The sequence below is a fragment of the Halorarum halophilum genome, from assembly GCF_013401515.1.
Lineage (GTDB): Archaea > Halobacteriota > Halobacteria > Halobacteriales > Haloferacaceae > Halorarum > Halorarum halophilum.
The window spans coordinates 1,339,241-1,363,947 of the sequence record NZ_CP058529.1 but is presented as its reverse complement, the minus strand read 5'-3'; the positions used below and the strand labels follow the sequence as shown (position 1 = coordinate 1,363,947).

The window sequence follows — 24,707 nt, the reverse complement described above, 5'->3', positions numbered from 1 at the left end:
GCACGGTGGAACTTGTTGGACGGCACGATGACGGTCACACTCACCCTCATGGGCGCCGGCGGCAAGATGGGCTGTCGGATCACGGACCAGCTGAAGGACCACCCGGACTACCGGATGCGATACGTCGAACCGAGCGAGGCGGGGCGGGAGCGGCTGGCCGACCGCGGCGTCTCGGCGACGACGGTCGCCGAGGCGGTCGACGGTGCTGACGTCGTCGTCATGGCCGTCCCCGACTCGCTTATGCGGGCCGTCTGCGAAGATGTCGTCCCCGATCTGGACGACGGGGCGATGGTCGTCCTCCTCGACCCCGCCGCGGCGTACGCCGACATCCTACCGGAGCGGGAGGGCGTCTCCTACTTCGTCTCCCACCCGTGTCACCCGCCGGTGTTCAACGACGAGACCGACCCCGAGGCGCAGGCGGACCTCTTCGGCGGGCAGGGGCTTGCGGAGCAGGACATCGTTTGCGCCCTCCACCGGGGGTCGGAAGCGGATTACGCCCGCGGGGAAGCCGTCGCCCGGGACGTCTACGCGCCGGTGAACGAGGCCCACCGGGTCACGACCGAACAGATGGCGATCCTCGAACCCGCGCTGGTCGAGACGCTCCTCGCGACCTGTCTGACGGTCGTCCGCGAGGGATTCGACCGCGCAGTCGAGATGGGCGTTCCCGAGGAGGCCGCCCGCTCGTTCCTGCTGGGTCACATCCGCATCGAGACGGCGATCATTATGGGTCTCACCGACTTCCCCCTCTCCGATGCGGCACTCGAGGCCGTCGAGGAGGCCAAGCCGCGCGTCTTCCGTGACGATTGGAAGGAGAACGTCTTCGCGGTCGAGAGCATCAGGAAGAGTGCCGAGGACATCGCGACGACCGATTGACGCTCCCGAGGGGACGGCTCGATGGAGGGCGACGGCTAGGGCGGACGCGTCGCGAGGACCGTAGTAGCTACACGTCGCGCCGGATTTCGAACGAAGGAAACGGCGAACGCCGGAGAGACACGTCGACGACGGGGCGCTCGGCGGTCGCTCTCCGATCGGTGAGCCCGTACGACCGCGTCGGCCGGAGGACGCGCCGGCCGTTCGGACGACAGCGCGTCCGACGCTCGACGGCAGTTGAATGCGCAGCGGTGTTCGGTACCGCATGAGGTACGCCATCCCGGCGAGCAGCATGGCAGCGATTGACGGGGGAAAGCAACGTTCAAGCGGCCGCCGGGACCACCGACGTACCGATGGAAGACACACAGTCCGGCGTTCGCGCCGGCGCGAGGGACATGGTTCCGCTCCTCTCGGGCGCGATCCCGTTCGGGATGCTCGTCGGCGTCGCCGCCGTCGGGGTGGGCTTCACGTCGGTGCAGGCGACGGTCATGTCTATCCTCCTCTTCGCCGGGGCGTCCCAGTTCGCCGCCTTCGACCTCCTGGCCCGCGACGCCCCCGCCGCCGTCGTCGTGGCCACGGTGCTCGTCGTCAACGTCCGGATGACCATGTACAGCGCCTCGATCGCGCCGTACTTCAGGCAGTTCTCGCCCCGGTGGCGCTGGCCGTTCGTCTACATCCTGACCGACTACATCTACGCGCTGGCCATCACCGAGTTCGACGAGTCCCACCCGGACTACAACCGTCGGTACTACCTCGGGGCGGCGATCCCGCTGTGGATCGCCTACGTCGGCGGAACCGCCGCCGGCGCGGTCCTCGGCGCGCGGATTCCATCGTCGTGGGGACTCGACTTCGTCATCCCGCTCGCGTTCGTCGCCCTCGCGGTCCCGACCATCGAGAACCGCGCGTCGCTCCTGGCCGCGGTGGCCGCGGGCGTCGTCGCCGTCGCCGGCGCGGGACTGCCGTTCAACCTCGGCCTCGTCGTCGCAGCGGTCGCGGGCGTCGCCGCCGGACTGGTCGTCGACTGGGGGGCGGCCTGATGGCCGAGACCGCGGTCTCCCCCACGCTCGTCTGGCTCGTCATCGTCGCGGCCGCGGTCGGCACGCTCGCGCTCCGGGCGTCGTTCGTCGTCCTCTTTCGGCGCGTCGAGACGGTTCCCCCACGGGTCGAGCGGGCGCTGAGCTACGTCCCCCCCGCTGTGCTGACTGCGCTCGTCGTCCCCGCCGTGGTCGTCGTCGACGGGTCGATCGCCGTCTCGCCGGGCAACGAGCGCCTCCTCGCGGCGGCGGTGGCGGCCCTCGTCGCGTGGCGCACCGAGCGGGTCCTCCCGACGCTCGGCGTCGGGATGGCCGTCTTCTGGGGGCTTCGGTTCCTCGCGTGATCAGGCGTCCCCGAGGGGGTCAGTCGTCCCCGGAGGCGGGCCGGCCGTCGTCGGTGGCCGGCGGTGCGCCGACGATGAGCCAGACGTGCTCGCTATCGGTGTCGTTGAGCACCTGTCGGTTGGTCTCGGGCGGGATGCGGACCGCAGTCCCCTCCGGCACGTCGAGCAGCTCCCCCGCGATCTTCATTCGGCCGGGTCCCCGGAGGACGTAGTAGAGTTCCTCCTGTTCGGTTTGGCGGTGGTAGCTCATCGCGTCGCCGGGCGAGAGGTACCACACCTTCGGTCGCATCTCCGTACAGCCGAGCTGTTCGACCAGGTCGACGTGGTCGGTTCCGGAACTCTTCGACGGCTTCGGTTCTACGTCGTCCACCCGGACGATGCTGTATTCGTCGGACATCGTCCGGCGTTCGCCGCCGTCCGCCAAAAAGATGGACCGTCCGACCGCTCGCGGCGTAGTTTTCCCCGATCCCTCGCATCGGTCGGCATGGGTCGAATCGAGCTCCCGAACTCGAATCGTTCGCGCGTTCGGTCGTCGAGTCGTGGGACACCCCGCCGGACGTCGCGGCCGACATCGCAGCGTCGCTCGTCGGCGCCGACCTGACCGGCCACGGCTCCCACGGCGTGCGCCGCCTCGCCACGTTCTCCCCAGATATGCTCGCCAGGGGTGCGCGTCCCTCACGTGCGTCCGGACGTCTCAGGTACGACAACGGCGGTCGAGGCGTCGAGCGTGGCGGTATCCGTCATCCCGGGCTCATCCCGTTCCGCGCAGTTCGTTCGTCATCGTCCGTTGCAATCGGGCGTTCGCCCATATCGTTTCCCCCGGGGGGTGGTTTCTTGTCGGTTCCCCCTGTGGAGCGCGCATGGACACGGAGTTCACGAACGCGTTGCGCGAGGGCGACCCGGTGGTCGGCAACTGGCTCTCCATCGGACACCCGAAGGTCGCGGAGATAAACGGCATCGTCGGGTTCGACTTCGTCCTCGTCGACACCGAACACACGGCGACAAGCCTCGAGACCGTCGAGGACCTCGTCCGTGCGCTCGAGTATGGGAGCGAACCGCGGCCCATCGTCCGGGTCGGCGGCAACGACCCCGTCGAGATAAAGCGCGTCCTCGACATCGGGGTCGACGGCGTCATGGTGCCGATGGTGGAGACGGCCGAGGAGGCCGAGGCCGTCGTCGCCGCGATGCGCTACCCGCCGGATGGAATTCGCGGCGTCGCTACCGGCCGCGCGGCGGGCTACGGCTCGACGTTCGAGGAGTACGTCTCCCGGGCGAACGACGAACTGCTCACGATCGTCCAGATCGAGACGGAGACCGCGGTTGAGAACGCGGCGGGGATCGCCGCCGTCGACGGCGTCGACGCGATGTTCGTCGGACCGTCGGACCTCTCGACGTCCCTCGGCGTCATGGGCGACTGGGAGAGCGAGACGCTGCTCGACGCGATGTCCCGGGTCGTCGAAGCAGGGGAGGAGGCGGGCACCGCGGTCGGATCGCTCGCCGTCTCCGCCGCGGACGTCGACCGCTGGATGGGCCTCGGTTTCGACTTCCTCATCGTCGGCACCGACACGCGCTATCTCATCCGTGGAGGCAACGAACTGAAGGGGGCGTTCGAGGACGCCGCGGGCGGCGACTGACGCCGGCGCACGGGCAGGTTTATGGTGGCACCTCCATACCCCCTCGGCATGGAAGGTGGACGCAAAGACGTCGACTACGCCCCCGTCGACGCCGGATCGTGGACCCTGCGGGACGAGGAGGCGCGGACATTCGTCTCCGCCGCGACGCGGACTGTCGCGTCGCTCGTCCGCTCGACGCTCGGCCCGAACGGCATGAGCACCCAGGTTCAGACCGTCGACAACGTCGAGGAACCCGAGACGGTGCTGACGTCCGACGCCAGCGAGATACTCGACGCCATTGAGCGCGGCGGCGGCTTCGGCCACCCCGTCGCCGCGCTGTTCGTCGACGCCGTCGACGGTATGCGGCGCGAACTCGGCGACGGCTCGACCACCGCTGTCCTCCTCGGGGAGGCCCTGGTCGACGAAGGAGTCGACCTTGTCGAGGCGGGTCTCCACCCGGGGAACGTCGTCGTCGGCTTCTCGATGGCGGCCGCCCGCGCGGGAGCCGTCCTCGACGCGCTCGCGAGGGAGGTCGACCCGGAGGACGTCGACCTGCTCGAACGCGTCGCCGCCACCTCGATGACCGGCGACCTCGACGCGACCACGCGCGAGGCGTACGCCGCTCGCGTCGCGGAGACGATACGCGTGCTCGCCGAGTGGGGCGACACCGACTGGATCGACACCGACGACGCGAAGGTGCTCGCCGGCCCCGAAGCGCCCGGCGGTCGCTACCGCGGCGTCGTCGTCCGCCGCTACCCGGGGCCGCTCGACGAGTCGGATGAGTCGTTGCGGGAGTTCGACTGGTCGATGCTCGAGCCGATGACCGACGCGACGGTGGCGCTCGTCGACGAGGAGATCGACGTCGAGAAGACGGCGACCCCGTTCGGTCAGGGGAGCGACCCCGGGGTCGAAATTGAGTCGTTCGAACAGTGGACCGACTACACCGAGGGGCTGAATCGCCGCGTCGCGGCGCTCGTCGACCGCCTCGACGGGATGGGCGTCGACGTGCTGGTCTCCCAGGAGCGGCTCGACGACCGGACGCGGACGGCGTTCGAGTCCGGCGGCGTCGCGGTCGTCGACGAGGTGAAGTACCCGCTCGTCGATGTCTACCGGCTGGCGCGGGCGTCCGGCGGGACCGTCGTCGACGACCTCTCGGAGCTGACGCCGGACCAACTCGGGATGGTCGGATCGATAACCGAGCGCCGCGTCGGCGACGAGAAGTGGACCTTCTTCGACGACTGCGAGGGCGCCGTGTACACGCTCATCGTCGACGTGGAGACCGAGACGGCCAGCGCCGAACACGAGCGGATGCTGGAGGACGCCCTCGAGGTGACGGCGACGGCGGCCACCGACGGTCAGGTACTTCCCGGGGCGGGTGCGCCCGCGATGGCCGTCGCCGCCGACCTCCGGGGGTACGCCACCTCCATCTCGGACCTCGAACAGCTGGCCATCGAGGCGTTCGCCGACGCGCTCGAATCCGTGCCGGCGGCGCTGGCGGCGAACGCCGGTGCCGACCGCCTCGACCTGCTCGCGGCCCTGCGGGCCGAACACGCGACGAACGAGGGGCCGATATCCGCGGGTGTCTCCGTCGACGGCGAATCGTTCGACGCGTGGGAGGCCGGCGTCGTGGAACCCCGTCGGCTGTTCTCGCAGGCCGTCGAGACGGCGAACTCGGTCGCCGAGCAGTTGCTCACCGTCGACGCGGTGATTCACCCCGGCGTCGACCTGGGGGAGTTCCGTCCGGAACCCGAACGGGACTGACCGTCCTCAGGGACGCTCCCCGAGCCTGTCCGCCGTCTCCTCGTCGCTCAGGTCGGACGCGGGGACCTCGGCGTCCATGCGGACGAGGTGTGTCGCGAGGTCGGTCGCCGCCGACCAGACGTCGCGCTTGAGCGCCGTCGGTTCGGCGATGGGGTCCTCGGCGAGGACGTCGCGGGTCTCGCCGAACAGGCAGTCGACGCCGACCGCGTCGTGCCCCTCGTGGTGGGCGACCCGGAGGCGAACGAGGCCGCGCCAGCCGTCGATGCCGGCGTTGACCGCCAGCGCCCGGGGGATGGTCGCCATCGCGTCGCCGAACGCCTCGATCGCGAGCTGTTCAGCCCCGGCGACCGACCGGGCGTGTTCGCGGACCGCGAGCGTCGCCCCCGTCTCCGCCGCGCCGCCGCCGGGGACGACGGTGCGGGTCCGGAAGGCGTGGTCGACGGCGGCCAGCGCGCTCTCGACGGAGCGCTCGAACGCCTCAACCGAACGGGAATCGGGTGCCCGACAGAACAGCGTGTAGACCGGTTCCCGCTCGGCGCCGACGGACACGAAGGACGTCACGTCGCGGCCGGCCCACCGGGTGACGCGGACGGTCGCGCGCCCGCACGTCTCCGGGGTCACCTGTTCGAGCCCCGGGACGACCGTTGCGCCCGTGGCACGGGCGACGCGCGGCAGGTCCTCGTCGTCGACGCGCTGGAGGGCGAGGACGCCGGCGTTCGCCAGCATCCGCTCGACGCGCTCGTTGATGGCCATGCCCGTCACGACGACGCGGCAGCCGGCGTCGACGGCGGCGTCGAGGTGCTCGCGGAAGCGCTCGCGCTCGCCGTCGCCAATCGCGGCCCGGTCCTCGAAGCGCTCGGGGCTGATCGAGAGCCTGGCGTCCAGCCTGCCGGTACTGCCGCCGAGCTTCGGCACGTCGACCGTCGCCGAGAGCACCGCCACGCCGGCGTCCTCGAGCGTCCGCGGCATGTCGTCGGTCACGGGGTCTCGGTCGAGGACGACGCCCTCGACGAGTTCCGTCTCCGACTCGCCCCCGCCAAGCTGCGACAGGACCTTCACTCGATCGGCGTCGAAGCTGTCGTCGTCGGCGAGGCTCTCGGCGATGCGCGCCACGTACTCGCCCACTTGCGCGCGCGTGTTCGGGTTTCGCGTCGCCGTGAGCGCCGTGCGCGCGACGGCGTCGACGCCCACCTCGTCGAGGGGGCGGGCGCTCTGCTCCAATCGGTCGACCGCGACGCCGAGCGCCTCGCGGTACCCCCGTTCTATCGTCGTCGGGTGGAGTCCCAGTTCCGCGAGGCGGTCGGCCTCGGTCAGGAGCGCCCCCGTGAGCGCGACGACGGAACTCGCCCCATCGCCGTGGGCGTCCCTGAAGTCGCTCGCCGCGCCCTTCAACAGGTTCACCGCCGGGTTGTCGAGTTCGAGCGAGTCGAGAACGAGCGACCCCGACGCCGTCGTCTTCGCCGTCCCGTTCGTGCCGAGTACGAGTTTGTTGGCGCCGAACGGCCCGACCGTCGTCCGGACGAGGTCACAGACGGTGCGGGCGTCGGCAGTGAGGTCGGCACGCGCGTTCTCGGCCATGCCTGTTCCATGGCGCATACGGTGTTATAGATGTGTTGAACCGCGGAACCATCGAACCGCGGGCACCCGTAACGTTATGCCGTCGCCGCGTGCCTGCGTATCCATAGCATGCCTAATTATACCGTGGTCGCCACCGACCAGAACTACGGGGAGTTCGGGGTGGAGCGCGAGATCCTCGGCGACATCGCCGAGATTCGGTTGCTCAGGGAGGACGGCGTCTCGCTCGCCGACGCGGACGCCCTCATCAACCACGTCGACGTCGTCTCCGCCGCTGACGTCGCCGAACTCGACGGCTGCCGCGTCATCGCGCGATACGGCATCGGCGTCGACAACATCGACGTCGAGGCTGCCACCGAGCGGGACATCTACGTCGCCAACGTTCCCGACTACTGTCTGGAGGAGGTCCCGACCCACGCCGTTGCCCTGATTCTGGCGCTCGACCGCCAGCTCAAGCAGTACGACGCCGGGATCGCCGCCGGGGAGTGGAAGACCGACCGGGCCGCGGAGATCCACCGCTTCTCCGAGGAGACGGTGAGTGTCGTCGGGTTCGGGAAACTCGGCCGCGGCGTCGGCGACCGGGCCTCGGCGCTGGGGGCGACGGTGCTGGCGGCCGACCCGTACCTCGAACCCGAGGACCTCGCCGGCCACGACGCCGAACTCGTCCCGTTCGAGGAGGCCGTCGAACGGGCCGACTATCTCTCGGTCCACTCGCCGCTCACGCCCGAGACGGAAGGGCTAATCGACGCCGACGTCCTCGCGCGGATGAAGGAGACGGCATCCCTGGTGAACGTCGCGCGCGGCCCCATCGTCGACGAGACGGCGCTCGTCGAGGCGCTCGACGCCGGCGAGATCGCCGGCGCGGGCCTCGACGTCTTCGAGGAGGAACCCACCGCGCCCGACAGCCCGCTCCGAGATCACCCGCGGGTCGTCGCCACGCCGCACCAGGCGTGGTACTCCGAGGAGTCGAAACGGGAGTGCCGGGAGGGCGTCGCGCGCGCCATCCGACAGGCGCTCGCGGGGGAACGCCCCGAGACGGCGGTGAACGACCCATGAAAGTCGTCGACTGCGAGACGTTCGCCGTCCCGCCACGGTGGCTGTTCGTCCGCCTCGAGACCGCGGACGGCACCGTCGGGTGGGGCGAACACGTCACGGGCGGCGGCGGTCCGGCCCCCGTCGCGGCGGCCGTCGCCGCGCTCTTCGAGCAGCGACTGCGCGGGGCGGACCCGCTGCACATCGAGGACCACTGGACGACGATGTACCGCGGCGGCTTCTACCGGGGCGGCCCCGTGCTCATGAGCGCCATCGCCGGCATCGATCAGGCCCTCTGGGACATCAAGGGCAAGCACCACGGCGCACCCGTCCACGAACTACTCGGAGGGAGAGCCCGCGACCGGATGCGGGTCTACCAGTGGATCGGCGGCGACAGGCCGGCCGACGTCGGCGAGGCGGCCGAACGGAAGGTCGACCAGGGGTTCACCGCCATGAAGATGAACGCGACCGAGGAGTTCCGCCGCGTCGAGTCGCCCGCCGCCGTCGAGGCGGCGGTCGCTCGCCTCCGCGAGGTCCGCGAGGTGGTCGGGCCGGACGTCGACGTCGCCGTTGACTTCCACGGACGGGTGGCCAAGCCGATGGCGAAGAAGCTGGCGGCGGCGCTGGAGCCCCACGACCCGATGTTCGTCGAGGAACCCGTCCTCTCCGAGCACCTCGAGGCGTTCTCGGAGGTGGCGGCCCACACGGACTCGCCGATCGCGACCGGCGAGCGGCTGTTCACCCGCTGGGACTTCAAGCCGCTCTTCGAGTCCGGCGCGGTCGACGTCGTCCAGCCGGACCTCTCGCACGCCGGCGGCATCACGGAGGTGCGGAAGATCGCGGCGATGGCGGAGGCGTACGACGTCGCGCTGGCGCCCCACTGCCCGCTCGGCCCGGTCGCGCTCGCCTCCTGCCTCCAGGTCGACGCCGCCACGCCGAACGCCGTCATCCAGGAACAGAGCCTCGACATCCACTACAACCGCGAGGCGGACCTGCTCGATTACCTCGAGGACCCGTCGGTCTTCGAGTACGAGGACGGCTACGTCGACATCCCGGACGGTCCCGGGCTGGGGGTCACCATCGACGAATCGAAGGTTCGAGGGGCGGCCGAGGACCCCGCGACGGTCGACTGGGGGGAGGCGCTCTCGTTCCACCGCGACGTCTGGCGGCACGAGGACGGGAGTTTCGCCGAGTGGTGAGACGCGGCACACTTTTGACGTCACCCCCCCACTTCGGCACCGATGCGAATCTCCGGCACGATTCCGCCGATGGTGACGCCGACGCTCGGTCGCGACGGCGGCGTCGACGCCCCCACGCTCCGGTCGTTCACCGAGTCGCTCGTCGACGGCGGCGTCCACGCGCTGTTCCCGAACGGCTCGAACGGCGAGTTCTCCAGCCTCACGCGCGCGGAGCGCCGGACGGTCGTCGAGACGGTGGTCGACGCCGCGGACGGGACGCCTATCATCGCCGGCTGCGGCGGGACGAGCGTGGGCGACGTGCTGGCCGGCATCGACGACGCAGAGGCCGCGGGCGCTGACGCCGCCGTCGTGGTGACGCCCTACTACCTCTCGACCCGGCAGTCGGGACTGCGGGAGTTCTACGAGACCGTGGCGACCCGCTCGCCCCTTCCGGTGGTGCTGTACAACATCCCGCAGTTGACGGGCGTCTCCCTCGACGTCGAGACGGTTGCTGCGCTCTCCGGCCACGACGACATCGTCGGCATCAAGGACTCCTGTGGGGGAGCGACCTACCACTTCAGGCTCATCGAGAACACGCCCGAGGACTTCTCGGTCATCCAGGGAATCACGACGCTCGCGACGGCGTCGCTCGACGCAGGTTCGGACGGCATCGTCACGGGGACGGCGAACGTCTTCCCGGGGGCGATGGCCGACCTGTACGACGCCCACGTCGCCGGCGAGGGGGAGCGGGTAACCCGACTCCTCAAGGATGTCGTCATACCCATCAGCGCTGCCCACGACGGCATCCCGACGGCGATGGCGCTGAAGTTCCTCGTCCGCCATAGCGGCACGGAGGTCGGCCCGCCGCTGTTGCCGCTGCCGGAACTGTCCCCCGCGGAGGAACGGCGCCTCGCGGACGCGTACGACGCCGTCGCTACTCGGCTGGACGCGACCCGATGACCGTCGCAGGGCGGCCGGACGCGACCCGCTGACTGACCACCCCTGCAACTTAATGTGAGCCGGTGCGGTTTACCCACCGAGCTATGACTGGAGACGAAGCGGACTACCGGATTCCGCCGGGTGGCGGCGTTCCGTGGCGCGACCTGAGCGTCGAGGAACGCCACCGGCCGCCAGAGCGCGATATCGAGATCACGGGCATCGAGACAATGGCGGTCGCGGGGAACTTCACGTGGGGACTGGTCAAGGTCGAGACGAACACCGAACACTACGGCATCGGCGAGACGTTCCGGGCCGAGGCGGCGCTCGATATGGCCGAGCGGCTCATCGTCGACCTTGCGGGGGAGAACCCGCTCGACATCGACCGCCTACTCGAACTGATGAACCAGCGCTACACCGGCAGCGGGCGCATCGGGCAGGCGGCGTTCACCGGCATCGAGACGGCGCTGTGGGACATCAAGGGAAAGGTCCTCGACGTCCCCGTCTACGAACTGCTCGGCGGGAAGTACCGCGACGAGATACGAATCTACTGTGACACCCACGGCGGCGAATCGCTGGGGCAGGCCGCCTCGCGCGACCCGATGGACGTCTACACACCCGAGTCGTACGCGCAGGCGGCCCGCGAGGTAGTCGACGAGGGGTTTGAGGCGCTGAAATTCGACCTCGACGTGCCCACGCACCGGGACGTCGACACGGCGGCGCGCCGTCTCGACAACGAGGCGATCGAACACAAGGTGTCGCTCGTGGAGGCGGTCCGCGACGAGATCGGGTACGACGTCGACCTTGGGATGGACCTCCACTGGAACTTCACCGTCGAGACGGCCCGTCGCATCGGGCGGAAACTCGAACCGTACGACCTGGCGTGGCTCGAAGACCCCGTCCCGCCGGAGCAACTGGAGGCGCACGCCAGGCTCGCCGAGGAACTGCACCTCCCGATCCTGACGGGCGAGAACCTCGTAACCGCCGACGCGTTCAACGATTACGCGGGGGCCGGCGCGATGGACATCGCGGCGCCCGACGTCAACAAGTGCGGCGGGCTGTGGGAACTCCGGAAGATCGCGACCGTCTGTGACCTCAACGGTATCCCGCTGTCGCCGCACAACATCTCCAGTCCTGTCGGCACGGTCGCGGGCGCCCACGTTTGTGCCGCTATCCCGAACTTCCTCTCGCTCGAGTGGCATGCGCGTGACGTCCCGTGGTGGGGCGAGTTGGTGGACAGGACCGATGCCCCCGACGACCCCATCATCGGCGACGGCTATATCGACCTGCCCGAGGGGTCGGGCCTCGGCGTCGAGCTCGATGCCGACGTCGTCGAGGATCACCTCGTCGAGGGGTCGACGTCGTTCCTCTGAGTTCGCTGAGGGCGGGACACTCTCGTGTTCTGGTTCGTTCGTCCCCTGTACTGGACATACTGTCGGACTCAACGTCCATTCGAACCGTTCGCGAGCTACTTCCGCCTCGTTCCGTGGAATTTTCCGACCCGACACGACCGGCGTGGGATGCGATTTCGGTCGATGTCTCCCAGATGGTCGAGGCGAAGGCTCCCTCGCTCGTCGGCTCAATAATTGACGATCTAACAGGACGGGGAGGGGTTCGGGATGAGAGCGGTGGGACAACACCGCAGTCGGCCGTTTCTGCCGAAAAGTGATATTTTACTATCATTACTTCCGGCGAACCATGCCCCGAACTTTTATTACATATACCGCTTAAGACGAAACTGGTATGTCAAAACATGACACAATGGCTGCCGAAGAACCGCCGGATTCCTCTCGACGTAACTTCCTGAAAGTTACCAGTGCTGCGGGGGCGACCGGCGCGCTCGGGGCGCTCGCCGGCTGTGCCGGCGGCGGAAACGGGGGCGGGAACGGCGACGGAAACGGGGGCGGAAACGGGGGCGGGAACGGCGGCGGAAACGGGGGCGGGAACGGCGGCGGTTCCGAGGGTGCCAGTTTCCAGTATCTCTCGGCCGAAGCCGCCGAAAACTCGCTGACGAAGCCTCACTTCACGGAATCGGTAAAACGCTTCAACGAACAGACCGGCAACAACGCCTCGCTGCAGACGGCCTCGTACTCCGACGTCAGACAGAAGATCTCCTCGACCGTCTCGGCGGGCAACCCGCCGGCGCTGGCGGAGTCCGGCGGCGCGGGGATCGAGTTCTGGAACGACGGAACCGTGCCCGACCACGATCAGTGGGTCGAGGGGAGCGACTACCCGGACCGCTGGAGCGTCGCGTCGGAGGCGACGGCGAACTTCCGCGGGAACTGGTGGAGCGGCGGGCCGCTCCGCCACAGCGTGAGCTCCCTCGGCATCCGGCCGAAGATGTTCAGCCAGGCCGGCGTCTCGGGGCCCGACCAGCTCGAGACGTGGAGCGGGTTCTACGAGGCGCTCCAGATGGTGCAGGAGGAGTTCCCGGACGCGAACGCCTACGAGGAGACCGGCGTCGGGCCCGACCTCGAATCCTACTGGGGACAGGCTCGTACGGCGTACACCGAAGGGACGGACCCGTGGATCCGCGGCGACCCGACCGACCCCGACGTCATCATCAACTCGGACGGCGACGACGGCAAGCGGACCGACGGGATGATCAAGAACACGGTCACGCTGGCCCACGAGTTCTCCAGCAGCGAGTCGGCCAGCCGCGGCGACGAGGAGATTCCGTCGCTGATGCTGACCGACCGCGTCGGGTCGTTCACCTACATGACCCAGAACTTCACCCGCTGGAAGCAGGTGAAAAAGGACGCCACCTTCGGCTGGAACGGCGGGAACGGCGACGTGATGCTGCTTCCCAACCCCAGACTCGACGCCGAGTACGGCTCGAAAATAGGCATCAGCGAACTGGAAGGGTTCGAGGGCCAGCACGGCGGCCACGTATGGGCGCTTGAACAGGCACACTCCATCTTCGACGTCGGCGACCAGGCGAAGATGGACGCCGCCTGGGAGCTCAACACCTTCCTGCACCAGGACGACCAGCACGTCCTCACGCTCTACGGGGAAAAATACCCCGCGATCCCGGCGGACTCGCCGATGCAGCAGAAGCTGCTCGAGGAGTACCCCGACCTGCCGCAGAACTTCAAGAAGGTCCTGTCCAACCTCGAGGAGTACGGCACGCAGTACAACAACACGGGCGCCCCCTGGGACGTCTGGGGCACCGATCAGATCCGCTGGACGGACATCAACGAGACGATGAGCCAGTCCATCGCGGGCCAGGTCCCGGTCGAAAACCTGCCCCAGCAGATCCGCCAGAAGGTCGACACCACACTGCAGGAGCGCAACCAGTAACGTTTCGGTAGGGCACTCGGATGCCATATCGAAGACACCCCATTCGACGGAGGACAGCACGGACATGACTCACAATGATTTTTATACCGGGTTAGTGAATCACTCAACGATGCTCAGAGGTGACTGTTAGCGTGGCACAAGAACAACGAACCGCAGAGGCAATCCGCGAACGATACGGCGTCGGGGACGAGACGCTCCTCGACAGAATCAGGGAGAACTACACCAGTTACCTGTTCATCCTGCCGACGTTCGTCATGTTCATCCTCCTGTTCTACATCCCGATCATCCAGGGGATCTTCCTCACGTTCACGAACGCGACGCTCGGCGGGACGAGCTACCAGTTCGTCGGGCTGGACAACTACGTGTGGATGCTCTCGAACGACCTGTTCGTGTTCGCGCTCGGCTGGACCATGGCGTTCGTCTTCAGCGTGACGGCCCTGCAACTGGTCATCGGTCTCATGGCCGCACTGCTGTTGAACGAGCTCCGGAGCGGGCTGAAGGAGACGTTCAGCGCGGTCCTGATGTCGCCGTACTTCTCGGCCCCCCTGGCCGGCGGTGTCATCTGGTTCTGGTTCCTGAACAGCGACTTCGGGTTACTCGCCAAGGTCGCCTCCGACCTCGGCATGACCCTGCCGGCGTTCCTCGCCGACGGCTTCTGGCCCTACGTCTCGCTCATCGTCGCCCAGGCGTGGCACGACTACGCGTACGCGGCCATCATCTACGGGGCCGCGCTGGCGTCGGTGCCGAGCGCACAGTACGAGGCCGCCGCCCTCGACGGCGCCGGCCGACTCCGTCGGTTCCGCGACGTGACGCTCCCGCACCTGCTCATCCCCACGGTGATCATCCTCGCGTTGCGGACCGCCTGGAACGTCGCCGAGTTCGCACAGCCGTTCGAACTGACCGGCGGTGGGCCGGGGACCAGGACGATGCTCCTGTCCATCCTGACGTACCGCACCGCGTTCGTCAACCTCTCGTTCGCGCGAGCGTTCTCCATCGGCGTGGTGATGATCCTGCTCGCGATGTTCGCGGGAATCGTCTACGTCAACGCCATCAGACAGGAGGAACAACTCTACGTCTAACCATGCTCAACGAAAACAAGCGATCGAAAACGCTGCTGTGGGTCGGCATCGCCGTCTTCACGCTCTGGGCGCTGATCCCCTACATGTGGGTCCTCAGAACGTCAATATTGACGAACTTCGCCGCCGTCGACCCGGCGTCACCGTATATCCCGGCCGGCGAGGTCTTCAGTCTCCAGCCGTTCACGCAGATCTGGAACCGCGCCGACTTCCCGCTGTTCTTCAAGAACAGCATCATCGTCGCGCTCTCGGCGATGGTGATCTCGGTGCTGTTCTCCATCCCGGGCGCGTACGCGTTCGCCCGGTTGGACTTCCCGGGACGGCAGATACTGTTCTACACGGCAGTGTTCACCATCATGTTCCCCTGGATCGTCATCACCATCCCGGTGTACGATATCTTCTACCGGGCGGGACTGGTGAACACGCTCACGGGCGTCATCATCGCCATCGCGATCTTCACGCTGCCACAGAACATCTGGTTGCTCCAGGGGTTCTTCCGGCAGGGGATACCGCCGAACATCGAGGAGGCGGCGCTGCTCGACGGCAACACGGAGATCACCGCGTTCCTCCGCATCGTGCTCCCGCTGAGCGCGCCCGCCATCGGTGCCGCGGCCCTGTTCTCGTTCCTCTCGGGGTGGAACAACTTCCTGTGGGTATTCATCCTCACGAGCGACGAGGACGTCCGGACGGCGACCGTCGCGATCCACTACATCCTCGGGAGCGACGTGCTCCGCGAGTGGAACGTCCTGATGGCCGCCGTCGTGATTCTGGTCGCGCCGCCGGTCATCTTCTACGGCCTCTCCCAGCGCTACGTCGGCGAGGGGCTGGGCGGAACCACCGGAGGTGGATGATCGTGACAGGAACCGATCCCACCCCCGCGCGGCGCTCGCATCGGCCGGCATCGAACCCCGGCACGGCGAGCGTCGTGAGCGGTCCGGGAGTAACGCTAAATAACGGCAGTCCAACATCCACGCAACGAGACACCCATGGCACGATTACAGATAGATAACCTCACGAAAGTATTCGATGCGGATTCCGGTCCCATCGTCGCGGTCGAAGAGCTTGACCTGGACATCAAAGACGGCGAGTTCGTCGTCGTCGTCGGCCCCTCGGGCTGTGGCAAGTCGACGACGTTACGGACGGTCGCCGGCCTCGAGACCGCCACTGAGGGCGAGATCCGCATCGGCGACGAGGTCATCAACGACAAACCGCCCAAGGACCGCGATATCGCCATGGTCTTCCAGAGCTACGCGCTCTACCCCCACAAGACGGTCAGGGGGAACATGGCGTACGGCCTCCGGCTCTCGACCGACCTCACGGATGAAGAGATCGACAAACGGGTCGAGGAGGCCGCGTCGATGATGGGAATCGAGGACCTCCTGGACAAGAAACCCGGCTCGCTCTCGGGCGGCCAACAGCAGCGTGTCGCCACAGGTCGCGCCATCGTCCGCGAGCCCGCGGTGTTCCTGTTCGACGAGCCGCTGTCGAACCTCGACGCGAAGCTCCGCAAGCACATGCGGACCGAACTGGCCCGCCTCCACACGGAACTGGGCATCACGACGATGTACGTGACCCACGACCAGGAGGAGGCGATGACGATGGCCGACCGCATCGTCGTGCTCAACGACGGCCGACTCCAGCAGATGGCCACGCCGAAGGAGGTCTACTACGAACCGGTGAACTACTTCGTCGCCGACTTCATCGGATCGCCCAGCATGAACTTCTTCGAGGTCGAACTGGAGACCGACGCCGACGGCGGCGGACGGCTGGGCAACGAGAGCTTCACCTACGAGGTGTCCGAGCGCATCGTGAACAACGTCCAGGACCGAAGGAGCGATCGGATGATCATGGGAATCCGCCCCGAGAGCATGAGCCCTGCGGACGCGACGACCCCAGAGGGCAAGACCCTCAGCGCCCGCGTCGACGTCGTCGAGGTCGTCGGCTCGGACAACTTCATCTACCTCGACATGGACGGCAAGGAGTGCCGCGTGCGGACGCCGTCGACGATCGAACCCGCCCTCGACACGACCTTCGAGTTCACCTTCGACGAGGAGAACATCCACCTCTTCGACATCGAGACCGAGCAAGCGCTCACCCACGGGACGGAGAAATCCACGGCGTCAGGGGATCAGGAAGCCCCCATCGAGGAAGTAGGCAGCGCGGAGTAGCCCGCCGAACAGTTTTCGCGTTCGCCCCTCGCACTGCGGTAAGGCCGGATTGATTCGTCGAGTTCCCGCGCGTGGTCCAGTCTACTCGTGTCCCGAGACGCGGACCGGTTCGTACGGTTCTTCGAGGTAGTCCATCTCGCTCCCCGACAGCGAGATGTCGAGCGCCTCGACGGCGTCCTCGAGGTGCTCGACGCTCGTCGTCCCCACGATCGGTGCGGTGACCTCGTCCCTGTGCAACAGCCACGCGAGCGCGATCTGGGCCATCTTCACGCCCTTCTCGGCGGCCAGTTCCTCGACCCGCTCGTTCACCTCGATTCCGCCACCCTCGCGGTAGGGGTGTTCGTACATCCGCCGTTCTGACTCCCCGCGGGTCGTCGCGTCGATGTCCTCGGCCGGCCGGGTGAGAAAGCCGCGGGCGAGCGGCGACCACGGGATGACGCCGACGTTCGCTCGCGCACAGAGCGGGAGCATCTCGCGCTCCTCCTCGCGGTAGGCGAGGTTGTAGTGGTTCTGCATCGTCGCGAACCGGTCGGTGCCGAGGCGGTCGCTCGTGGCGAGCGCGTCGGCGAACTGGTGGGCCCACATCGAGGAGGCGCCGAGATACCGCACCTTCCCCCGCCGGACCGCGTCGTCGAGCGCGCGCATCGTCGTCTTGATCGGCGTGTCGTCGTCCCAGCGGTGGATCTGGTAGAGGTCGACCGTCTCCATGCCGAGGCGGTCGAGCGAGGCGTCGAGTTCCTGCTCGATGGCCTTGCGTGACAGGCCGCCCGAGTTCGGGTCGTCCTCGCGCATGTCGCCGTACACCTTCGTCGCGACGACCGACTCCTCGCGCCGCCCGTCCAGCGCCGTCCCGAGGACGCGCTCGGACTCGCCCTTCGAGTACACGTTCGCGGTGTCGAAGAAGTTGATCCCGAGGTCGACCGCCCGGTCGATGATCTCGACGCTCTCCTCCTCGTCGAGCACCCAGTCGCGCCACTCGCTCGTCCCGAAGCTCATGCAGCCGAGACAGATCCGCGATACCTCGAGTCCCGTGTCACCGAGTGTCGTGTACTCCACGCGCGTGGCGTCGGGCGACGCGACGAAAAAGGTACGCGTTAGAGTAAACGGGCGCTGACGGTCGCCCCGTCGCCCCGATCACTCCCGGTCGAGCCAGAAGTCGAACGACCGCCCCGGCGCGAACACGTCGACGCCGACGGCCCGCTCGTCGCCCGTGTTCTCGACGCGGTGGCGCTCCCAAGGTTCGAGCCACGTCGAGTCGTAGGGACCGAGCGTCACCTCGTCGTCTTCGGTGTAGACGGTGAGTTCGCCCTCGGTCACAAGACAGACCTGCTCGTTCTCGTGGTCGTGCATCGGCGAGGAGTGGCCGGGCGGCTTCTCGAACCACTCGAACGAGAATGCGTCGGAGCCAGCCATCGCGACGCGGCGCCAGCCCTCCTCGGGTTCGTACGTCTCCGCCTGGTCGAAGGATACAGGCTCCATTGCACTCCAGCGGACGCGGCACGACGCCATGAACCTTGGCATAGGGACGGATCTGCGTGGGGGCGGACTTGGCATAGGGATGGACCTGACGGGAGGACGGACCCGCTCGGTTGTGACGCTGACGAGCGAATTAAGGGGGCTGGTGACGACGGTGGCTCGTATGCCGAATCGAGTCACCGTTCTCGAAGGTGGTACCGATGACTGAATCGCCGGACATCGTGGTTCTGCGCCGTGCGGCCCATGGGATGTCGACGACGATGCTCGCCGAGGCGATACGCGAGCGACTCCCCGACTACGAGGTGGTCCGGCCGGGAACGCCGGCGGGGGAACGCGAGGCCGCCGCCGAGGCACCGGTCATCGTCGGCCACGGCATCGACGAGGAACTGCTGGAGGCGGCCGAGGAACTGGAACTGTTCGCCTGCTTTTCGGCGGGCGTCGGCCACCTGCCACAGGAGGAACTGGCGGCCCGTGGCGTCGCCGTCACGAACGCCTCGGGCGTCCACGGCCCGAACATCGCGGAGCAGGTCATCGGCAACGTCCTCGCCTTCGTGCGCAACCTCCACGTAGGGTGGGAGCGACAGCGGAACCACGAGTGGCGCCACTACCAGGGGTTCCCGCGTGAACTGGGGGACAGCACCGTTACCGTCGTCGGCCTCGGCCCGATCGGCCAGGCCATCGTTGAGCGCCTCGACGCGTTCGGTCCCCACCTCATCGGGGTCCGATACACCCCGGGGAAGGGAGGCCCGACCGACGAGGTGCTCGGCTTCGACGGGGCGGAGTTCCACGACGCGCTGGCCAGGACGGATTACCTCGTGCTGGCGTGTCCACTGACCGAGACGACCCGCGGGCTCGTCGGACGGGCGGAGTTCGAGACGCTCCCGCCCCACGCCGTCCTCGTCAACGTCGGCCGCGGCCCCATCGTGGACACCGAGGCGCTGACCGACGCGATCAAGGACAACGCCATCCGCGGGGCGGCGCTCGACGTGACGGACCCCGAACCGCTCCCGTCGGACCACGACCTCTGGCGGATGGGCAACGTCCACATCACGCCGCACAACTCCGGCTACACGCCGCAGTACTATCCCCGCGTCGCCGACATCCTCGCCCGGAACCTCGGCCGTGTCGAGGAGACCGGGTCCTACGACGACCTCGAGAACCAGGTCGTCTGAGTCGCCCGGCGACGGCGCGTGCGTAGTACATTTATACCATCGGACGGACTACATCGGATATGACCTACGGCCTGGATGCCATCCACGAACTCATCGAGGATTCCGGGTGGAGCTATCCGGTGACGGTCACCCGCCTCGAACGCGAACACGCCCTCAAGAACGTCAAGCTCGACGAGGACGGCCGGCACATGATCATGGTCTCGGAGCTGTTCGTCGACAACGACGTCGACCGCTTCGAGAACCGCGAGGACCTCGACCGGAAGCTCGAACCGATAATCGAGTCGGAGATACGCTCGCGCCAGGTCAGTCTCTTCGGCCGTCTCAAACAGGCCCTCTTCGCCTGGCGATGACGAACTGGCTACGCGTCGTCTCCGTTTCGTCCGGCACGTTCCTGTTCGCGCTGAGCGTCTGGGCCGCCGTCGCCTACGGCGGCCCGCTCCGGTTCCTGCCGGGCGTCATCACCGCGCTGACAATTCTGCTGCTCCCGAGAGCGCTCGCGTACGCGAAGCTTTGGTCGCGCCGCGGGAGGCGGTACCTCGTGGCCCGCCGCCGTGGCGCCGCGGAACTCGACGCGACGTTCGTCTCGGACGAACCCGACCCGAACCCCGACGGGGCGCTCACGATCATCGCCGACGCCGTCGGCGGCGACATCGCCGACTCCGTCCGTCGGGAGTCGTTCTCCGAGGGCGAGGGGTTGATGGTCAAACACGGCGGCTTCCACAACTCGTTCGTCCGGCTCACCGACAGCGGGCGGCTCGTCGTCACCGGCGCCTCCGAGAGGACGCGGACGCTGGCGGAGTGGGTGGCCGACCTCCGGGACGTGTCGATGCGGAGCCACTCGAACAACCCACTAGTCGGACCGATCCCCGTCCGCGGCGCCCCCAGGTGGTTCCTCGCGCTCGGCCTCGTTGCTATCCTCGTCATTGGGGTCATGGGCGTCGTCAACACGGCGTACGCGACCGACACCTACACCGCCCCCGAGAAGGCCGTGCTCGTCTCCTACGACGCCCGCGCCGACTTCGATCCCGGCACGACGCCGACCGACGCACGCCTCGGGAAGGCCGAGTTCCTGGTCGGCGCGCTCTCCGAGGAGGCGGTCGAGGTGGCCTGGGAGAAAAACGAATCGGCCTACATCGTTGAGGACGGCCGACAGGCCATCGAGATGAGCCGGGACGTCAGGACGCACCTCCGGACGGCCCGCGAGGGGTCGCTCACGCCCGACCAGCAGGAGCGGGCGGCTGACATCGAGACGGACCTCCACGAGGCAGAGCGGGAAGTGGCGGCCGCGCTGGGTGAGCGTCTCGAGTACGGCACCGCCGGGCCGTACGCCGGCGAGGTTCGGTCGCTGCGGGGGCGCCTGCTGCGCCTCGCGGAACGGCCGGCCTGAGAGCTCTCGGCGTGTGGGATGTTACCTCACCAAAAGCGTTTTCTCCTCACATCGTATCGACACGCGTACGCATGGAAATCACCGAAATCGAGAGTTTCGCGGTCTCGATACCGCTCGAGGAACCGGTGTCGTTCGCCACCCGAACCGTCGAGGAGCGGGACCACGCTATCGTCTACGTCCGGACCGACGAGGGGCACGAGGGGCTCGGCTACTCGCTGGGCTACGGCGGCGCCAAACTCGTCGCCGACGCCGCCTCCGACGTGCTCGCGCCGATGCTCGAGGGCGAGGACCCGCGGGACACGACACGCCTCTGGCGGGAGATGTTCGACGGGACCGTCCAGATCGGCCGCAAGGGCGTCATGGTGCGTGCCATCTCCATCCTCGACATCGCGCTGTGGGACATCAAGGCGAAGGCCGCCGGGATGCCGCTCTACAAACTCCTCGGCGGGAGTAAGGAGCGGATACCCGCCTACGCAAGCGGCGGCTACTACCGCGAGTCGAAGGGGCTCGAGGGGCTCCGCGAGGAGATGCGGACGTACGTCGACCGGGGACACAACACGGTCAAGATGAAGGTCGGCCGGAGATCGGTCGAGGAGGAAGTCGAACGCGTCCGCACCGTCCGAGAGACGATCGGCCCCGACCGGACGCTCCTCATGGACGCCAACGGCAAGTGGTCGAACAAACAGGAGGCCGTTCGGGCCTGCCGCGCCTTCGGCGAGTACGACCCCTACTTCATTGAGGAGCCGGTAATGCCCGACAGCATCGACCTGATGAGCGAGGTGAACGCCGCGCTCTCGTACCCCGTCGCGGCCGGCGAACTGGAGTTCACCCGCTACGGCTTCGAGCACCTGATGGACTCCGGCGCGGTCGAGATAATCCAGCCGGACGTCACCGTCGTCGGCGGCGTCACCGAGTGGATGCGCGTCGCGAACGCCGCGGCCGCCCGCGACATCCCCGTCGCGCCCCACTACAATTGGGACCTCCACGTCCACCTACTCGGCGCCATCGAGAACGGCCTCTGGGCGGAGTTCTTCTACCGCGACTCCGACGTGAAGGCGTTCGACGATGTCCTCGTCCACCCGATGGAGGCCGAGGACGGCTACCTCGAAATCCCCGACCGCGACGGCCACGGCGTCGAACTCGACGACGATGCGCTCGAACAGTTCCGCATCTGAGCGACCGGGATTGCGGGGAGAGGAGCTTTTATGATTCGATGCGACGGGACAGGACGTAGCCGACATGAGAGATTATTCCAACCACGCCACGAACCGCGTGCCGGAGCGCGACGTCGAGATAACCGACATCGAGACCTGCGTCGTCAAGGGGAACTTCGAGTGGAACATTGTCAAGGTCCACACCGACGCCGGCGTGACCGGCATCGGCGAGTCCTACCGAGGCGGCGGCGTCACCGCCATCGTCGAGTACATGAAGCGATTCCTTGTCGGCGAGAACCCCCTCGACGTCGAGCGACTGTTCCGCCGGATGGTCCAGGAGACGTCCGGCCACAGCGGCACCACGGGCAAGGTCGTCACCGCGGCGACCGGCATCGAGATCGCGCTGTGGGACGTCGCCGGCAAGGTGCTCGACGTCCCCGTCTACCAGTTGCTCGGCGGCAAGTACCGCGACGAGGTGCGAATCTACTGCGACTGCCACGCCGGTGAGGCGTTCGCTACGGACGCCGGCTACCACTCGCCGGCGTCCGACGACGCGTACGCGGTCGAGGCGTACGCCCAGGAGGCGGGCCGCGTCGCCGACATGGGCTTTTCCGCGCTGAAGTTCGACCTCGACCAGCCGTTCGACAACCACCCGGACCCATACAACGGGCGGGTCTCGAACGCCGCAATCCAGCGGAAGGTCGACACCGTCGAGGCCATCCGCGACGAGATCGGCTATGAGATCGACCTGGCGTTCGACATCCACTGGGACTACTCGATGGACAGCGCGAAACGGCTCTGCCGGAAGCTCGAACCGTACGACCTGATGTGGCTCGAAGACCCCGTGCCGCCGGAGAACATGGATGCCCAGCGCGAGATAACTCGCGTCTCGCCGGTTCCCATCGCCACTGGCGAGAACCGATTCCGCGTCCACGAGTTCAAGGACCTGCTGTACGACTTCGGCGTCGACATCATCACGCCGGACCCCTCGACGTGCGGCGGGCTCGCCGAGTCGAAGGCGATCGCCAACCGCGCCGAGGAGAACTACATCGCCTTCTCGCCGCACAACGTCTGTGGCCCCATCGGCACGATGGCCTGCGTCCACCTCGGGGCGTGCGTCCCCAACTTCGACGTGCTGGAGTTCCACGCGCTCGAAGTCGACTGGTGGGACGACCTCCACGACCACGAGGATCCGCTCATTGAGGACGGTTACATCGAGGTGCCCGAGGAACCCGGCCTCGGCATCGAGCTGAACGAGGAGGTCGCGAAGGAACACCTCCACGACCCGGGCACGATGTTCGCGTAGGCGGCCTTGGGGCCGCTCGCTCGCCAGTCGTTGTCCGCACCCACGGAAAATCGTGGACAGTCGTCGACGACTCGGGAACTAAGTCACGTTCACTCACGGACGAACTATATTTCTATCCAATAAAGAAAAATGCTAGAATCGGTGCATAAATTAACACCCTCTTCGGCGGGGTCGACCGGTCGCCTCAGTCCACTCGATAGCGTTCGACCGCCGCTTCGTCGACTTCGACGCCGAGCCCCGGCCGCTGCGGCACGTCGAGCGTGCCGCCGCTCGGGTCGAACGGCTCCGTGATGAGTTCCTCCCGGAGCGGGTTCTCGCTGCGGTCGAACTCGAACAGAAACGGGTCGGGGAGGTTGTCGTTGTGGGGGTACGAGGGTAGACTCGCCGCGAACTGGAGCGCGGCGGCGACGCCGACGCCGCCGTTCCAGACGTGCGGGTAGACGGCGACGTTCTCCGTCGTCGCGAGTTTCGCGAGGAAACGCGACTCCGAGAGGCCGCCCGCCCGGCCGAGGTCCGGTTGGACGATGTCGACGGCGTGGTCCCTGATGAGTCGTCCGTAGTCGAAGCGCCCGAAGTGCGACTCGCCCGTGGCGACGGGTACGTCTACGCGGTCGGTGAGTTTGCGGAGACCGGTGTAGTCCTCCGGCGGGACAGGTTCCTCTATCCAGGTGAGGTCGTAGGGTTCGAGCGCCTCGACCGATCGGATGGCCTGTTTCAGCCGGTAGTTGCCGTTGTAGTCGACCATGAGGTGGGCGTCGTCGCCGAGGAGGTTCCGAGCGGTTTCGACGCGGCGCCTGTCGTCTTCCACCCCGCGGCCGATCTTCAGTTTCGCCGCCGTGAACCCCTCGTCGACGGCGTCCCTGATAGGATCGGCGGGGTCCTCTTCCCACTCGGTGATGTACATCGTCGACGCGTACGGGACGACGTGATCGGCGTCGCCCCCGCCGAGCAGGCGGTAGACGGGTTCGTCCACCGATTTCCCGATGATGTCCCATAGAGCGACGTCGACGGCCGAGAGCGCGCTCTGGAGGACGGGGCCGCCGGCGACGTTGTACGCCTCGGCGTGCGTCCGTTCGACCAGCGTCTCCACCTCGTAGGGGTCGATTCCCTCGACCATCGGCGCGAGCACCTCGTCGACGGCGGCCGCAGTCGTCCGCGGCGTCGCGAGTGCTTCCCCCCACCCGACGGTGCCGTCGGCCGTCTCGGCACGGACGAGCACGCAGCTCCGCCTCGATGTCAGTCCCCGGGCGTGTCCGAACGACCTTCCCTCGTCGAGTTCGTGCGCCAGTGGTATCGCGTCGACTTCAGTGACTCGCATGGTTCCT

Annotated in this window: 23 protein-coding genes; 18 read left to right on the top strand and 5 right to left on the bottom strand. The window is 67.6% G+C overall.

The genetic code is table 11. The annotated features are described in order from the left end of the window. The first annotated feature begins 27 nt into the window (after positions 1–27). From HUG10_RS07080 to HUG10_RS07070, 3 genes are all read left to right on the top strand, one after another. Positions 28–873, top strand: coding sequence for a phosphogluconate dehydrogenase C-terminal domain-containing protein (locus HUG10_RS07080; RefSeq protein ID WP_179168899.1), 846 nt, complete (start codon positions 28–30; stop codon positions 871–873). 350 nt (positions 874–1,223) lie between these two features. After that, positions 1,224–1,907: an AzlC family ABC transporter permease gene (locus HUG10_RS07075; protein WP_179168898.1), complete on the top strand. Its 684-nt coding sequence runs from the start codon at positions 1,224–1,226 to the stop codon at positions 1,905–1,907. Continuing rightward, the gene (locus HUG10_RS07070) at positions 1,907–2,248 is read left to right on the top strand and encodes an AzlD domain-containing protein (protein WP_179168897.1); all 342 of its coding nucleotides are present in this window, start codon (positions 1,907–1,909) and stop codon (positions 2,246–2,248) included. Before HUG10_RS07075 ends, HUG10_RS07070 begins: the two co-directional genes overlap by 1 nt. Before the next feature lie 19 nt (positions 2,249–2,267). On the opposite strand, the gene HUG10_RS07065 is transcribed toward HUG10_RS07070, so the two are convergent. Further along, positions 2,268–2,645 carry a cupin domain-containing protein gene (locus HUG10_RS07065; protein WP_179168896.1) on the bottom strand — a complete coding sequence of 126 codons (378 nt, stop codon included), beginning with the start codon at positions 2,643–2,645 and terminating at the stop codon, positions 2,268–2,270. Positions 2,646–3,108: 463 nt separating this feature from the next. Between HUG10_RS07065 and HUG10_RS07060 the strand changes: the two genes are divergently transcribed. Both HUG10_RS07060 and HUG10_RS07055 read left to right on the top strand, forming a co-directional pair. Next, on the top strand, positions 3,109–3,882 hold the full coding sequence (locus HUG10_RS07060) for an HpcH/HpaI aldolase family protein (protein WP_179168895.1): 774 nt from the start codon (positions 3,109–3,111) through the stop codon (positions 3,880–3,882). Positions 3,883–3,930: 48 nt separating this feature from the next. Beyond that, on the top strand, positions 3,931–5,622 hold the full coding sequence (locus tag HUG10_RS07055; protein ID WP_179168894.1) for a TCP-1/cpn60 chaperonin family protein: 1,692 nt from the start codon (positions 3,931–3,933) through the stop codon (positions 5,620–5,622). Positions 5,623–5,628: 6 nt separating this feature from the next. Here the strand turns inward: HUG10_RS07055 and HUG10_RS07050 are convergent, their stop codons facing one another. Next, complete coding sequence (locus HUG10_RS07050; RefSeq protein ID WP_179168893.1) at positions 5,629–7,200, bottom strand: TCP-1/cpn60 chaperonin family protein; 1,572 nt, start codon at positions 7,198–7,200, stop codon at positions 5,629–5,631. Between the two features lie 108 nt (positions 7,201–7,308). Here HUG10_RS07050 and HUG10_RS07045 point away from each other — a divergent pair, with 108 nt between their 5' ends. From HUG10_RS07045 to HUG10_RS07010, 8 genes are all read left to right on the top strand, one after another. Continuing rightward, positions 7,309–8,253 (top strand): C-terminal binding protein, encoded by a 945-nt coding sequence (locus HUG10_RS07045; RefSeq protein WP_179168892.1) that lies wholly within the window; start codon positions 7,309–7,311, stop codon positions 8,251–8,253. Beyond that, the gene (dgoD, locus tag HUG10_RS07040) at positions 8,250–9,428 is read left to right on the top strand and encodes a galactonate dehydratase (protein ID WP_179168891.1); all 1,179 of its coding nucleotides are present in this window, start codon (positions 8,250–8,252) and stop codon (positions 9,426–9,428) included. The genes HUG10_RS07045 and dgoD overlap by 4 nt, the downstream gene beginning before the upstream one ends. A gap of 42 nt (positions 9,429–9,470) precedes the next feature. Beyond that, positions 9,471–10,367 (top strand): dihydrodipicolinate synthase family protein, encoded by an 897-nt coding sequence (locus HUG10_RS07035; protein WP_179168890.1) that lies wholly within the window; start codon positions 9,471–9,473, stop codon positions 10,365–10,367. A gap of 83 nt (positions 10,368–10,450) precedes the next feature. Continuing rightward, the gene (locus tag HUG10_RS07030) at positions 10,451–11,716 is read left to right on the top strand and encodes a mandelate racemase/muconate lactonizing enzyme family protein (protein ID WP_179168889.1); all 1,266 of its coding nucleotides are present in this window, start codon (positions 10,451–10,453) and stop codon (positions 11,714–11,716) included. A gap of 388 nt (positions 11,717–12,104) precedes the next feature. After that, positions 12,105–13,643, top strand: a complete 1,539-nt coding sequence (locus HUG10_RS07025; RefSeq protein WP_246310230.1) for an ABC transporter substrate-binding protein — start codon at positions 12,105–12,107, stop codon at positions 13,641–13,643. 131 nt (positions 13,644–13,774) lie between these two features. Further along, entirely contained in the window at positions 13,775–14,722 is a 948-nt protein-coding gene (locus tag HUG10_RS07020; protein ID WP_246310229.1) for a carbohydrate ABC transporter permease, read from the top strand. A 2-nt stretch (positions 14,723–14,724) separates the two neighbouring features. Continuing rightward, positions 14,725–15,570: a carbohydrate ABC transporter permease gene (locus HUG10_RS07015; protein ID WP_179168888.1), complete on the top strand. Its 846-nt coding sequence runs from the start codon at positions 14,725–14,727 to the stop codon at positions 15,568–15,570. Between the two features lie 135 nt (positions 15,571–15,705). Continuing rightward, entirely contained in the window at positions 15,706–16,887 is a 1,182-nt protein-coding gene (locus tag HUG10_RS07010) for an ABC transporter ATP-binding protein (RefSeq protein WP_179168887.1), read from the top strand. An 81-nt stretch (positions 16,888–16,968) separates the two neighbouring features. On the opposite strand, the gene HUG10_RS07005 is transcribed toward HUG10_RS07010, so the two are convergent. Beyond that, complete coding sequence (locus HUG10_RS07005; protein WP_179168886.1) at positions 16,969–17,943, bottom strand: aldo/keto reductase; 975 nt, start codon at positions 17,941–17,943, stop codon at positions 16,969–16,971. 78 nt (positions 17,944–18,021) lie between these two features. Then, positions 18,022–18,366: a cupin domain-containing protein gene (locus tag HUG10_RS07000; protein ID WP_179168885.1), complete on the bottom strand. Its 345-nt coding sequence runs from the start codon at positions 18,364–18,366 to the stop codon at positions 18,022–18,024. A gap of 197 nt (positions 18,367–18,563) precedes the next feature. Between HUG10_RS07000 and HUG10_RS06995 the strand changes: the two genes are divergently transcribed. From HUG10_RS06995 to HUG10_RS06975, 5 genes are all read left to right on the top strand, one after another. Continuing rightward, positions 18,564–19,535 carry a D-2-hydroxyacid dehydrogenase gene (locus HUG10_RS06995; protein ID WP_179168884.1) on the top strand — a complete coding sequence of 324 codons (972 nt, stop codon included), beginning with the start codon at positions 18,564–18,566 and terminating at the stop codon, positions 19,533–19,535. A gap of 59 nt (positions 19,536–19,594) precedes the next feature. Continuing rightward, positions 19,595–19,885 carry a hypothetical protein gene (locus HUG10_RS06990; RefSeq protein ID WP_179168883.1) on the top strand — a complete coding sequence of 97 codons (291 nt, stop codon included), beginning with the start codon at positions 19,595–19,597 and terminating at the stop codon, positions 19,883–19,885. Then, positions 19,882–20,922, top strand: coding sequence for a hypothetical protein (locus tag HUG10_RS06985; RefSeq protein ID WP_179168882.1), 1,041 nt, complete (start codon positions 19,882–19,884; stop codon positions 20,920–20,922). Before HUG10_RS06990 ends, HUG10_RS06985 begins: the two co-directional genes overlap by 4 nt. Positions 20,923–20,993: 71 nt before the next feature. Next, entirely contained in the window at positions 20,994–22,097 is a 1,104-nt protein-coding gene (locus HUG10_RS06980) for a mandelate racemase/muconate lactonizing enzyme family protein (RefSeq protein WP_179168881.1), read from the top strand. Positions 22,098–22,161: 64 nt separating this feature from the next. Further along, on the top strand, positions 22,162–23,382 hold the full coding sequence (locus tag HUG10_RS06975; RefSeq protein ID WP_179168880.1) for a mandelate racemase/muconate lactonizing enzyme family protein: 1,221 nt from the start codon (positions 22,162–22,164) through the stop codon (positions 23,380–23,382). Positions 23,383–23,566: 184 nt separating this feature from the next. Here the strand turns inward: HUG10_RS06975 and HUG10_RS06970 are convergent, their stop codons facing one another. After that, on the bottom strand, positions 23,567–24,700 hold the full coding sequence (locus HUG10_RS06970; protein WP_179168879.1) for a mandelate racemase/muconate lactonizing enzyme family protein: 1,134 nt from the start codon (positions 24,698–24,700) through the stop codon (positions 23,567–23,569). Between the last annotated feature and the right edge of the window lie 7 nt (positions 24,701–24,707).

Excerpts from the sequence above, each read along its gene's own strand:
- HUG10_RS07080 (WP_179168899.1), top strand. The coding sequence starts at position 28 with ATGACGGTCACACTCACCCTCATGGGCGCCGGCGGCAAGATGGGCTGT.
- HUG10_RS07075 (WP_179168898.1), top strand. The coding sequence starts at position 1,224 with ATGGAAGACACACAGTCCGGCGTTCGCGCCGGCGCGAGGGACATGGTT.
- HUG10_RS07070 (WP_179168897.1), top strand. The coding sequence starts at position 1,907 with ATGGCCGAGACCGCGGTCTCCCCCACGCTCGTCTGGCTCGTCATCGTC.
- HUG10_RS07065 (WP_179168896.1), bottom strand. The coding sequence starts at position 2,645 with ATGTCCGACGAATACAGCATCGTCCGGGTGGACGACGTAGAACCGAAG.
- HUG10_RS07060 (WP_179168895.1), top strand. The coding sequence starts at position 3,109 with ATGGACACGGAGTTCACGAACGCGTTGCGCGAGGGCGACCCGGTGGTC.
- HUG10_RS07055 (WP_179168894.1), top strand. The coding sequence starts at position 3,931 with ATGGAAGGTGGACGCAAAGACGTCGACTACGCCCCCGTCGACGCCGGA.
- HUG10_RS07050 (WP_179168893.1), bottom strand. The coding sequence starts at position 7,200 with ATGGCCGAGAACGCGCGTGCCGACCTCACTGCCGACGCCCGCACCGTC.
- HUG10_RS07045 (WP_179168892.1), top strand. The coding sequence starts at position 7,309 with ATGCCTAATTATACCGTGGTCGCCACCGACCAGAACTACGGGGAGTTC.
- dgoD (WP_179168891.1), top strand. The coding sequence starts at position 8,250 with ATGAAAGTCGTCGACTGCGAGACGTTCGCCGTCCCGCCACGGTGGCTG.
- HUG10_RS07035 (WP_179168890.1), top strand. The coding sequence starts at position 9,471 with ATGCGAATCTCCGGCACGATTCCGCCGATGGTGACGCCGACGCTCGGT.
- HUG10_RS07030 (WP_179168889.1), top strand. The coding sequence starts at position 10,451 with ATGACTGGAGACGAAGCGGACTACCGGATTCCGCCGGGTGGCGGCGTT.
- HUG10_RS07025 (WP_246310230.1), top strand. The coding sequence starts at position 12,105 with ATGGCTGCCGAAGAACCGCCGGATTCCTCTCGACGTAACTTCCTGAAA.
- HUG10_RS07015 (WP_179168888.1), top strand. The coding sequence starts at position 14,725 with ATGCTCAACGAAAACAAGCGATCGAAAACGCTGCTGTGGGTCGGCATC.
- HUG10_RS07010 (WP_179168887.1), top strand. The coding sequence starts at position 15,706 with ATGGCACGATTACAGATAGATAACCTCACGAAAGTATTCGATGCGGAT.
- HUG10_RS07000 (WP_179168885.1), bottom strand. The coding sequence starts at position 18,366 with ATGGAGCCTGTATCCTTCGACCAGGCGGAGACGTACGAACCCGAGGAG.
- HUG10_RS06995 (WP_179168884.1), top strand. The coding sequence starts at position 18,564 with ATGACTGAATCGCCGGACATCGTGGTTCTGCGCCGTGCGGCCCATGGG.
- HUG10_RS06990 (WP_179168883.1), top strand. The coding sequence starts at position 19,595 with ATGACCTACGGCCTGGATGCCATCCACGAACTCATCGAGGATTCCGGG.
- HUG10_RS06985 (WP_179168882.1), top strand. The coding sequence starts at position 19,882 with ATGACGAACTGGCTACGCGTCGTCTCCGTTTCGTCCGGCACGTTCCTG.
- HUG10_RS06980 (WP_179168881.1), top strand. The coding sequence starts at position 20,994 with ATGGAAATCACCGAAATCGAGAGTTTCGCGGTCTCGATACCGCTCGAG.
- HUG10_RS06975 (WP_179168880.1), top strand. The coding sequence starts at position 22,162 with ATGAGAGATTATTCCAACCACGCCACGAACCGCGTGCCGGAGCGCGAC.
- HUG10_RS06970 (WP_179168879.1), bottom strand. The coding sequence starts at position 24,700 with ATGCGAGTCACTGAAGTCGACGCGATACCACTGGCGCACGAACTCGAC.